This is a genomic window from Paenibacillus sp. BR1-192, from assembly GCF_029542445.1.
In the GTDB taxonomy this organism is placed as follows: domain Bacteria; phylum Bacillota; class Bacilli; order Paenibacillales; family Paenibacillaceae; genus Paenibacillus_AQ; species Paenibacillus_AQ lautus_A.
In genome coordinates this window covers 1,837,242-1,848,586 of sequence record NZ_CP120718.1, presented here as the reverse complement: position 1 = coordinate 1,848,586, position 11,345 = coordinate 1,837,242, and the positions used below count along the sequence as shown (strand labels likewise).

11 protein-coding genes are annotated in these 11,345 nt (G+C 45.4%); 4 read left to right on the top strand and 7 right to left on the bottom strand.

Going from position 1 to position 11,345, the window contains the following annotated elements; all coding sequences use genetic code 11:
* Positions 1 to 161: 161 nt before the first annotated feature.
* The 5 genes from P0X86_RS07835 to P0X86_RS07815 all read right to left on the bottom strand — a co-directional run bounded on the left by P0X86_RS07835 (position 162) and on the right by P0X86_RS07815 (position 4,747).
* A complete protein-coding gene (locus tag P0X86_RS07835) occupies positions 162 to 1,208 on the bottom strand; it encodes a CgeB family protein (RefSeq protein WP_277748270.1) in 1,047 nt (348 codons plus the stop codon).
* 120 nt (positions 1,209 to 1,328) lie between these two features.
* Positions 1,329 to 2,036 carry a sugar phosphate nucleotidyltransferase gene (locus P0X86_RS07830; protein WP_277748269.1) on the bottom strand — a complete coding sequence of 236 codons (708 nt, stop codon included), beginning with the start codon at positions 2,034 to 2,036 and terminating at the stop codon, positions 1,329 to 1,331.
* Positions 2,037 to 2,064: 28 nt separating this feature from the next.
* The gene (locus tag P0X86_RS07825; protein ID WP_277748268.1) at positions 2,065 to 2,793 is read right to left on the bottom strand and encodes a glycosyltransferase family 2 protein; all 729 of its coding nucleotides are present in this window, start codon (positions 2,791 to 2,793) and stop codon (positions 2,065 to 2,067) included.
* Positions 2,794 to 2,805: 12 nt separating this feature from the next.
* Positions 2,806 to 3,876 carry a glycosyltransferase family 2 protein gene (locus tag P0X86_RS07820; protein ID WP_277748267.1) on the bottom strand — a complete coding sequence of 357 codons (1,071 nt, stop codon included), beginning with the start codon at positions 3,874 to 3,876 and terminating at the stop codon, positions 2,806 to 2,808.
* A gap of 64 nt (positions 3,877 to 3,940) precedes the next feature.
* Entirely contained in the window at positions 3,941 to 4,747 is an 807-nt protein-coding gene (locus P0X86_RS07815; RefSeq protein WP_277748266.1) for a glycosyltransferase family 2 protein, read from the bottom strand.
* Positions 4,748 to 4,846: 99 nt separating this feature from the next.
* Here P0X86_RS07815 and P0X86_RS33280 point away from each other — a divergent pair, with 99 nt between their 5' ends.
* The 4 genes from P0X86_RS33280 to P0X86_RS07800 all read left to right on the top strand — a co-directional run bounded on the left by P0X86_RS33280 (position 4,847) and on the right by P0X86_RS07800 (position 8,276).
* A complete protein-coding gene (locus P0X86_RS33280) occupies positions 4,847 to 5,017 on the top strand; it encodes a CHRD domain-containing protein (protein ID WP_481858279.1) in 171 nt (56 codons plus the stop codon).
* A gap of 250 nt (positions 5,018 to 5,267) precedes the next feature.
* On the top strand, positions 5,268 to 6,182 hold the full coding sequence (locus P0X86_RS07810) for a right-handed parallel beta-helix repeat-containing protein (protein ID WP_009591692.1): 915 nt from the start codon (positions 5,268 to 5,270) through the stop codon (positions 6,180 to 6,182).
* Positions 6,183 to 6,276: 94 nt separating this feature from the next.
* The gene (locus P0X86_RS07805) at positions 6,277 to 7,314 is read left to right on the top strand and encodes a glycosyltransferase family protein (protein ID WP_277748265.1); all 1,038 of its coding nucleotides are present in this window, start codon (positions 6,277 to 6,279) and stop codon (positions 7,312 to 7,314) included.
* A gap of 47 nt (positions 7,315 to 7,361) precedes the next feature.
* A complete protein-coding gene (locus P0X86_RS07800) occupies positions 7,362 to 8,276 on the top strand; it encodes a phosphotransferase (RefSeq protein WP_277748264.1) in 915 nt (304 codons plus the stop codon).
* Between the two features lie 82 nt (positions 8,277 to 8,358).
* Here P0X86_RS07800 and P0X86_RS07795 read toward each other — a convergent pair whose 3' ends face one another.
* Complete coding sequence (locus tag P0X86_RS07795) at positions 8,359 to 9,879, bottom strand: glycosyltransferase domain-containing protein (RefSeq protein ID WP_277748263.1); 1,521 nt, start codon at positions 9,877 to 9,879, stop codon at positions 8,359 to 8,361.
* Positions 9,872 to 11,248, bottom strand: coding sequence for a nucleotide sugar dehydrogenase (locus tag P0X86_RS07790; protein ID WP_213580527.1), 1,377 nt, complete (start codon positions 11,246 to 11,248; stop codon positions 9,872 to 9,874). The genes P0X86_RS07795 and P0X86_RS07790 overlap by 8 nt, the downstream gene beginning before the upstream one ends.
* Positions 11,249 to 11,345 lie beyond the last annotated feature (97 nt).

The window sequence follows — 11,345 nt, the reverse complement described above, 5'->3', positions numbered from 1 at the left end:
CTTTTGTTCTCTGAAGAATAACTTTTCGCTTATGTCGCCTCTTTACCGGCCTGTGTCTTCTTTTCTCTAAGTGCTGCCGTATGATGATCACCCCGTCTTACGCACAATATATTCTTTGGAACTCATTAGGAAACGGGTATAACAATCCAATTTGGCTTGACTCAAGGAAAAATGATACGAAGCATCGTGCTCAATCGTTTATGGTAGGTATGATCCTTTCTTGTTCTTATCAAGCCATTTAAAGCAATTCGCTGTCGCTCTTCCTCATGACGCAAGTAATAGTCGATTTTATCCATCAGTTCATCATAAGAGCCGTAGGTTTCTATTTCCGTACCTGGGGAATATAACTGATCCATATCGTGGCGGATATCCGATAACTGAAGCGTGCCGCAGCCGGATATTTCAAACGTGCGGGGATTGACGGAAAGCGCCTTTACCTTTCTGCTGTTGGCGTTGATTGTATCGTCATCGGATGAACGGTGATGGTTGATGACGATCTTGGCTCCATTGTAGTAAGTTGCCGTGTCCTCCGGCGTCATCCAATCGCCGAGCTTAATCTTGTCGGACAGCTGGGCGTAATGTTTCATCCGGTCCCACCACCATCCGGAAATGACGACTTTTTTATTATTCAATATCGGGGCCAGATGATCCATTAACTCCACTCTGTTCCAATAGGCCGTTCCGATAAAACAAATATCGGTCTGGTTGGAGGTCGGCACATGCTTCGGATAAAATACGTTCGGATTGACTGCAAAAGGCAAGTGATACACATGCTGACAACCTAAATCGCGATAAAATGATACGCAGTTGGATTCAAGCGTAAAGATATAATCGTAGCGGGGAGCGATCGAAACCGTCCAGTCCGTATAGTACGGGTCATCCGTAAACCAAATGGCTGTTTTAAATCCGCTATCCCGGAGCGCTTTGAGCGTATCGGCTTCCAAAACGACACCGTTTAAAGCAAGTACTAGGTCCGGCTGGAATTTCTTAGCCAAAAGGACGATATCTTCTGAAGGGCTCGCAACCGAGAGACTTCGAACCAGTCCCTTTAATGCGTCAGTCACCGCCTGATCCAGCGCAGGATAAGGAACGCCAATGCCTGCAGTGACATAAAGAATACGGAGATCGCGGACCTGCTCCTCTTCCTTGGGTAAGGACCTTATTACCGCATCGGAAAAACCGAGCCTGTATCCCTCTCTCCGTCCCACTGAGTAACCTTTTCTGTATCCTTCCAACTGGGCGGATTGCTCTCCCCCTGAAGCAGCAAATGCTCATTCATTGTTCTCATGCGGTCAGGCCTCCGGATTTATTCATTCCCGAAATAGGGTTCACCACAATCGCCCACTGGCTTGGTACAAGGACTGGAAGGTTCCGGCGTCCGTCCACCATCCGTCTAATATGTCATAGGTAAGCTGCCCCTTCGATGCATACACATTGTTCACGTCGGTAATTTCCAATTCGCCTCGTGCCGATGGTTTTATGGTTCGGATCGTTTCAAACACCGTCGAATCATACATATAAATACCGGTTACGCAATAATCGGATTTAGGCTCCTCCGGTTTCTCTTCGATCAAAACGATGTTGTTTTTCTCCAAGACGGGAACACCGTATCTCTTCGGATCAAGAACTTTCTTCAGAAGTACGCGCGCTCCAGCGGCCTGTTTTTCAAAAGCTTGCACAAAGGTGATTAGATGATCCTCAAACAGATTATCGCCAAGAAGCACAACGAACTTTTCGCCCGGTGTTATGAACGGTTCGGCAAGGTATAATGCTTGGGCAATCCCCCCGGCTTCTTCCTGGATTTTAAATGTGACGCTTACCCCCCATTCTTTTCCGCTGCCGATCAGGTCTGTATACAGACCAGCCGATTGCTTGCCGATCACGATGAGAATTTCCTCGATGCCCGCTTTTTTGAATTTCTCAATTCCGTGACATATCATCGGAACCTTCCCGACAGGCAGCAGATGTTTATTTATGACTTTGGTCAGTGGATAAAGCCGGGTCCCCGTACCTCCTGCCAGAATGACGCCCTTCATATAATCCTTCCTTTCGCAAAATAGATGATTATACATAGATCGTTGGATCGACGCCCCATTTATCCATGAATTTTTGTTTGTTTGTATCGATAAGATGCTTCACTTGACCCATGTCCTGCTTGGCAAAGCTGGCACTCCCATGATGAAAAACGAAAACATCGCCCGCGATCCTGAACGTATATCCCGCATTCCTGGCCCGGTAACAATAGTCATCGTCTTCAAAATGACCTGGTGAATATCGTTCGTCCAGCAGTCCGATGCGATCCATCAATTCCCGTTTAAACAGGAAACATAAGCCTACGATTCGATCCACTTGAAGCCACTTACTGGCATCCGGCTCATTCAGCTGGTTCGACATCTCTTCTAAACTGGTATAAGGCATATCGATCTGTTGTTTCCCGCTTGCATAGTTGGTGAGCGGCCCGACGATTCCGATATTGGTTTCGCTGTTCAAACAATTCAACATATTCTGCAACCAGTTGCGGGTGACGATGACATCATTATTCAGCAGGAGCAGCGTATCGCCGGTTGCAATTTTCAAACCCTTGTTGCATGCAGCTGGAAAGCCAATGTTGTTTGCCAATGAAATGAAGGTAATCCCCTCCTGACGGCAGATGTCAACGGTGCCGTCGGAGGAACCATTATCAACAACGATGATCTCGTAAGGCTCATTCGTATGGCGTTTAATCGAATAAATGCAATCCTTTAGCAGCTCCCTGCCATTGAAAGTCGGAATAATGATGCTTGTTTTTTTCATAGCTACCACCTTCTAAACCTTGGTTAGCTGCCTTTGTCTAATCTGATCCATAAAAGATAGCCGCGGCCCCTTTATGTCGATTGCCGTTTTGAGAGCTTCGATGTGGTCTCCAATGATCAAATCGGAAACTGCATTTTGTTGTCCGACATTTCGAGCTCGGAGCCGATTTTTTGTAATGACGTCTACACTGGCCGGTGCATTTATTTTCAAACCCTTTTCAAGGGCGATGACTTGCGCTTTCGGTGGGACAGATAAATTGGCGTATCCGATGATTTGGGCAGCTTCCTTCCTCATCGCGTGAGGTACCGCGGTAAGCGAATTGGCTTCGAGATCCGCCCTGCCCATGGATCGGTTAATAAACTCCTTCACTATGGTTACGTAGTCTCTGTTGGAAAACATCCCGATCAATGGAGAAATATCATTTAAGGCAATATCGCTACCCTGTTCAATGGCATCAATGAAAGGTACGAGATGCTCTGCTAATATCGGAACATCTCCATCAAGGAACAGCAGAATTTCAGAATCGGCTAACCTCGCCCCGACCGCTCTGCCAACATCGTGTCCCAAAGCTTGTTGGTAGTGCACAATGATGGCTTTCGATTGGTTTCGGATCATTTCAAAGCTTTCATCGGTTGATCCGTTCACCACAAAAATGATTTCATGAAGCGGCAGCCGATGAAGCTGCTCCAGCAATTTTATAATCGTGTCTTTCTCGTTCATAACCAAGACGATCGCCGCTACCCTTTTGTCCGTCGGCAGGAGAACGGCATTTCCTAGATATATTCCAGAATGCTTACTGTGTCCTTCCACAAATTTAGACGCCGCCGCGTGGTAAACCGTCCATGGCAGTGGTTTGACTGAATGGTACCAGCGATTCCAGCTCTCGTTCACTTTAATATGGGGAGGTGTATCCGCTGTTGTTGAAACTTCATGGGCCGCTTGCTGATAGCCGGCAGCATAAGCTCTCTCTTTCCAATTGTCGACCGCTCCGTTTGAAATCCGACGATTCTTGAAAATAAGAGCCCCCAATTTATGACCGCTCCGTTTTCTCTTGGTCCTTGCTCTTTTATTTATGGGTTTCATTGCTCTCCTAAAAGAATTTGAGGCGGGTATCATACCTCGTCTCCGCTTTCTTCGCACCATCTCATCACCACACGCTTTCTCTTTTTCGTGCGAGATCCGATCGATTTCCCCGCATGCCGGATTGAGAGATTAACCAATCTATTGCCTCCAAATGGTCCCCCACAATCAGGGTTTCAAGAGGATCATTCCCTCTGGTTCTACCCCTCCTGGGATTTCTTTTTCCTACATCCACGTAATGAATCCCCCGTACCTTCAAGCCATTAAAAATAGCCATTGCTTGAGCTTTCGGAGGAACAGCCAAATTGTCGATACCAATCAAATGTACCGCTTTCCGGCTCATTGCATGTGGAATGGTTGTAAGTGAAGCTCCTTTCAAATCGGGATTGGATACCAAAATGTTTAACGTATGCTTAGCGAGGATAACGCTGTGAACGTGATGTTTATCGGTCGGACCCAAATACTTGTTCAAAGCCACGTCCACCCCCTCTTCTACGGCTTTTGTCAAAGGGGTCATATCACTTGCTTTGATTACGATGTCTGCATCGGTAAACAGCAAGATGTCTCCTCTAGCCGCTGCAGCGCCGATACTTCGTCCCACGTCATGACCGAGCGGAAAGGGCAGGTGGATCACCCTCGCTCCGGTGCTCTGAGCAATTTCTGCCGTACCGTCCGTTGAACCATTGGCAACAACGATAACCTCTGTGTTGGCGTGCACTTGGTTGGCTTGCCGAATGACTGCCGCAATGGTCTTTGCTTCGTTCATGGCAGGAATGATGACGGATACCTTCGGAAGCTCGGCATTTATGATCGGGGACAGGGATCTTCTCCTCTTTTTTCTGTTAACGGGACTCGCAGGACTTCGTTTCGACATGTTTCTCACCTGCCAAGTAGGGATTAGGAACACTTCCTCCTCATTTTATGTATAGGTTTATTTACTGTAACGGCGTTCGTACCTTACACCGAAATAAAATTGGGTTGTGCGGATGGACCGATAAACATACCAACTCTATCGAAATTGAATAAACTAGAGCATTTAAATAGGAAGGAAGCGATCCGTGAATTCGAGCGTGGCAATGCCTATGTGAATGTTCATACGATCCAAAATCGGAATGGTGAAATTCGCGGGCAGGTCCGCCGATAAAATCACATCATCATATTTGTATTTACGTTTTATGAAGAAAACCCTCCACTGTGCATAGTGCGGAGGGTTTTACACTTGGTCGGCTTTGGCAGCGGGAACATAGGTTTTCATCTATCTGTTCTTCCAACCTCTCGAAAATGTGCGTTTCAACTCATCCATCTGCCTTTACATTACTCTCTCCCATTGCATTAACTGTTACTAGATTAAGAATACAAAACCTTAATCAATTCTATATAAGGAGGTAGACGTGATGGCCATTATTTCGGTCTTCCCTTCACCTACAGGGACGCCAATTGCAACTGCGGTAGCTTCAGCTGTCGCTGGTGATGTCGTATTGGTTAATGATGGAACGTATCCAGAGCCGGCGGTGACTGTAGCGACTTCCAACGTAAAAGTTATAGCTAAAAATGAAGGTGCGGCGATACGCCAAGGACTCAACGCTGCGGCAAGTGCGTTCATTGTCACGGCAGCTACGGGGGTTGAAATTAACGGATTCTCCATTCAAAACTACACGGCCGATGCGATTGATGTTACCGCTGGTACCAATCACCGCATTATTGGCAATACCATCAACAACACGCTTGGTATTGGCATTGATTTAGCTGCCGGTACCGGACATGTAGCCTGGAGAAACAGTGTTCAAGACGCGGGCGGCGCTGCAGGAATCAACGTAGCAAGCACCGACAGCTGGATCGTACAGAATGTATTCTTCAGCAATACAAGTGTGGGTATTTTGTTGGCCGGCGCCAATAATGCGGCTATTGGTAATACTGTCTCTCAAAACGGCACAATCGGCATCTCGAGCACCGCAGCGAACAATCTGTTATTCGGCAACACGGTCACGCAAAACGGAACAAGCGGAATCACCGTTGCAGCAGCAAACAACGTACTGATACGCAACAACGTGGAAAATAATACAGGGATCGGCGTTTCGATCACAACCGGCGATAACGGATATCTTGGAGCCAACGATTCCGATGGTAACACTCAAACCGGTATCGCAATCGCCACAGACTTTAACAGTGTGGAATTCAACGAGATGGAGCTCAACCAGAATTTCGGACTCCTCATTTCCGGCGATGAAAACACCGCATTCGGAAACCGGTTCACCGGCAACACGCCAACTCAAATCTCCGTAACAGGTACGGACAATAACTTGTTCTAAATTCACTGTTTCAAATATGGCTTTTACGCTTGCTCTCCTCGTGAGGGCAAGCACTATTTTTCAACTGAGTTACCCGCAAGGGCATCCCGTAAACATGATGGTTTGGAGGTCATTTGATGAGAAAAATTCTTGTGGTCGGCTCAGAGGAAACCGCATCGTACCAAATCATTCTTCTCCCCCTCTCCGTTATTTGGAAGGACAAGGATATTGCAGTTTTAAGATCCTTCCACATAAACAAGTAACCCGTTCTATCATTTCTTCATATGATATTATTTTGTTTTTGAGAAGCATTGAGCCTGCAGCGCTCCAATGTTTAGAATGGGCACACCGTGAGGGAAAGAAGACCGTATACGTCATTGACGACCATTTTCTCGCGATTCCTCAAACCACTCGTCTTGGCCAAATATACTCAAAACCCGCTTATAAAGAAACCTATACTTACTTTCTAAAAAACGTACACACAGTCAAAGTGGAATCACCCGTCTTTCGCGATCTGATTAAGATGCATTTCACTCCTAAAGTGGTCTATTTTCCAGGAAGCATTGATGTTTCCTATACACAATTGTCCAACAGTCCGAAAAAGGAAGATCGACTCGTGATCGGATATGAAGGTGCCAAAAAGGAAAGTTCTTTCCGCCCGGTTATTCCTGCATTGCAGCGCATACTTAAGGAATACGGAGATTTTGTTAGACTGGAGTTCTACGGGTACTGTCCTGAAGAATTGAAGGGACATCCTAATATCTCCCATTGGAAACATAATGAAAATTACAGCAAGTTCATGCAGCAGCTGTATCGGGCCAATTGGGATATCGGTCTTGCACCCATGGATGATGGTCTGTTCTACCACTGCAAAAGCAATGTGAAGTTCCGCGACTATGCTGCCTGCCGCATTCCCGGCATTTATTCATTATCCCCCATATACCGAGATTGCGTATTCCACAAAAAAACGGGTTACTTTGTTCCTCAAACAGAGCAGGGCTGGTATGTCGGGATTCGAGAAATGATCGAGAATCCCAAACTTCGAAAAAAAATTTCACAAAAGGCCGCAAAGGCCGTGGCCAAGAACTTTACGATCAAACAGTGTGCGAAAAATTGGAAGTCTCTTTTTCAAGGCCTGCTCGACGTACCATAGAACCTGTAATAGATGATGACCTATTATCTGGAATGGAGAGTGATAGCATGCCTACTCTTCAAGAGGCAGCGTTGGTTCTTAACCAGTATTATGACATCAAAAAGCCGAAAATCGAATGGATTCAGAACGAGCCGGATAAGGCAGTGTGGAAGGTAATCGATAACAAAGAATCCTATATCCTTAAGTCGGATTACAGATCAAGTAAAAGCTTCACCCCTTCTATCACTCTACAATACGCACTATCCCAACAAGGGTTGAAGGTTCCTGAGGTTATCGCCACGAATCAACGGAAACTATGTACGAAGCAAGGTGAGCATCGTTATTATTTGTCTAAATATATCTCTGGAGGTCCTGCATCGATAATTGACCGCGTAAAGGTCATTGGGGATTTTCATCAACACGCTACATGGCCAAGTTCACTCACATCCAATCAAAAACCGAGCGCCTTGAAGAATGGAATTAACAGATGGATATCTGAATATCAATTAAAATTAAAAGATTTGATGAAATGGAAAAACCAGTACGCCTTGCCGTATATTCAACCCTGTATACAATTAGCTGAAAAATGTATAAGAATTTCTTCCCGAAGAGCGCCCCTCCTCGCTGATCATCTCACATCCGTAAACAATAAAAGATGGCTTGTACATGGGGATTTAACCCATTTGAACGTAATAAAAACGCCATCAGGAGATTTATGGATCATTGATCTGGAGCATTCAAGAATTGACTCTCCCATCAAGGATATCCGTTATTTATTGCCGAGGGTCGTGTTGTCTTCTTATTATAAAGAGTATTTTGCGAGATTTCCTGAAGGGACGTCCTTTAAAGAACTCTATTATATAGACGCGATTTTTTCCTCACAGCCTTCACTTCTACCTCGGCGGATCGATCAGGCAAGGGAAACTTCCGCTGAAGAGTTCTCAGATACAAAAGATCGTATCGGACGAACTAGCGAAGGATGACATGATAAACAAGCTGTTAGGCGGCAGTAAATAAGGGAAAACCGAAGGGGCCGTTGTACGACAACAGCCCCTAAGATACATATTAGCGTTTCAATCTTTTCATAACAGGCTTCTTGTGGTGCTTGCTCCAATTAAAAAATTCATTATTACGGATATTGCCATTGATCGCCGTAAAAGGAACCTTGTTCTTCCAGGCCACGTAATTAAAACTGATTTGGTCTCTTTTGCTATAACTTATAATTTGTCTCCACCAAGTGGTCATTGCCCCCATAACGATAGGATCATTATGGCGTCTTAGGATCACGCCGGACTCAATCAGTCCGTTATCCCTCGGATATCCCGCATTCTTATACAAAGCTACTTGCTTTAATATGACTTCCTTGTTATCCTTCCCCAAGGCAATGCAAGCCTCAGCTTCTTTATAAATACAATTCCGATGTGAATGTTTGTAGAACACGAGCGGTGAGGCGCTATATTTTTCAATAAACCGATCGATATCTCCGACAATTCTGATATTCCCGTCAACCCAAACACTGTGTTTGTAGGTCGGGAATAATAAATGTGGCATAACTTTTACCCATCTTGCTTGACGGGCCGAATCAGCGAATATTTTATCTAACTTGATAATTTTCCAGGTTCCGGACTTTAATTTCGGATTATCCGTAAAACAATAGTAATCACAATGCTTGCTCATTTGTAAAGGATCCTGCAGCTTATCGTAATTGCCGGTTATCGCTGTGTATACTACGTTTTTTCGTTGATTACTTGTGATGATTTGTCGTCTGCACGCTAAAAGCCACTTTAATTTTGCCCTTGTTTCTCTGAGCGATTGATGTGCGGCCATTTTTTGTATCGATTGTTTAACCCTTTCCTCGCCATGCTTGCGATAGAGAGCAGCTTTTCCATTCTGCACTAATTTCTTTCTTCTATCGGTTCCGAAGCTTGCCGACTTTTGATGATAGATATAACAGTGGGTGGCAACCTTTAATTTAAAGTTGGCAGCGCGGGCCCGAAGACAATAATCATCTTCTTCCCCGTAACCTACCGGAAAGTTCTTCTCATCGAAATATCCGATTTTGTCTAACACTTCTTTCTTGATCATTAAACAGAAGCCGTTCAAAAACATGACTCTCGGAAAAATCTTATCCGAGGCTTGATAGACAAGCTCGGCCATCTGTTCGATCGTCAAGTCGGGCTCCAATCCATTACGGTTCCAGTCCCGATGGGGAATGGATTGCCAGCTGGCTGCATTTGACAGCGGACCGACGATACCGATCCTGCGGTCGGATTCCATGGTTTCCGTCAGCCTTTCCAACCACTGACCGGTTACGACCGTATCGCTGTTGAGGAGGACGCAGTATCGTGATGTTGACTGTTTTAATCCTTGATTCGCAGAAGCCGTATAGCCTAGCGGCTTATCGTGTCGAATTAATTGATGGTGAAATTGTCGTGTGTACTGTTCCAGATATCGCTTTGTGGTTTGATCGCTTCCATCATCTATGATAATTAAATTAATTTTTTGCGTCGTATTGTTTTGAATGGAGCTCAAGCATTGTTTTACCGCATTCAAACCGTTATGCACACAAATGACAACATCAATCAATCCCTTCCCTCCCTTCCCCGTTATCTTTGATCGACACAACCGGGGATGAGCTTTTCTCCAATCGCTTATGTCCGCCGAGCAAGACGATGTTTCCTTTAATCGACCGGGTCACATTTTTCGTGTCATACAGCAAAGCGGCATGCTCAGCAATAAACTGGTAATCGATCGTACTATGATCGGTAGTAATAACGACCAGGTCGGCGGAGGCAATCAGATCCGGCAAAAGTTCTATGGAGGATATCCTGTGGCCGTTGTCCATAAACCATGGAATGAGCGGGTCATAATAGGTTACCGCAGCCCCCTTCTGCTGTAGAAGCCTGAACACTTCGAGTGACGGCGATTCCCGCATATCGTTGACATCCTTTTTATAAGCCATGCCGATCAATATAATGTTGGAGTTTTTTAGCGGCTTTTCATGGTCATTGAGTATGTCGGTAATCTGCGATATGACATAGCGGGGCATATTGCTGTTGATATCGCTGGTCAATTCAATAAATTTGTTATAGAAGCCGAACTTTTTAGCTCTCCATGACAGATAGGTCGGATCGATCGGGATGCAGTGGCCGCCGATCCCCGGCCCCGGGAAAAAGGGGATGTAACCAAACGGCTTGGTCGAAGCAGCGTCGATCACTTCCCAGATGTTAATCCCCATTCGGTCACACATGAGCGTCAGCTCGTTCACAAGCGCGATGTTAACGCTTCGAAACGTGTTCTCGAGCAGCTTAACCATCTCGGCCGCTGCCGTTGAGCTTACCGGAATCACGTTATCCAAAAAAGAACGGTAAAATTGAATGCCGAGATGTGTACATTCCTCCGTGATTCCTCCTAAGATTTTAGGTGTGTTTTTTACATTGAATTTACGGTTTCCAGGGTCCACTCTTTCCGGAGAATAACATACAAAAACATCCTTACCCACTTCCCATGGCGTATTGGCCTCAATCACATTCTTAATTAATTCTTCGGTCGTTCCGGGATAGGTGGTGCTTTCCAAAATAATGAGCGTATCTCTCGAAGCATACCGGATGATGGAATCAACCGCTGACCGAATCATGGAAACGTCAGGATCTCTGTTGATGTTAAGCGGGGTGGGCAAGCAAATAACGATGATATCTGCCTCAGCCAGCGCTGAAAACTCATGAACGGCATACAGTCGCTGATGGATCAAAGAATCGATATCTTCATCCTTTATATCCGTAACATACGATTTTCCGCGTTGCAGCTGTTCCGTTTTATTCTTATCAATGTCAATTCCGTACACCCTGTAATTGGCTCTTGCTGCCTCCACTGCCACAGATAGTCCGACGTAACCAAGACCGATCACGGCCACCGTTGCCGTCTTGGTTTTTATTTTATGCAAGATTTCGCTCATCCTGGTTGTCCATCCTTTCTTGAAGAGTAAGTCCTTGTTCAAAAAACACCCATGATGAAATTACCGGGCGATCATGAATTTCCTTCTCCTGATAAAA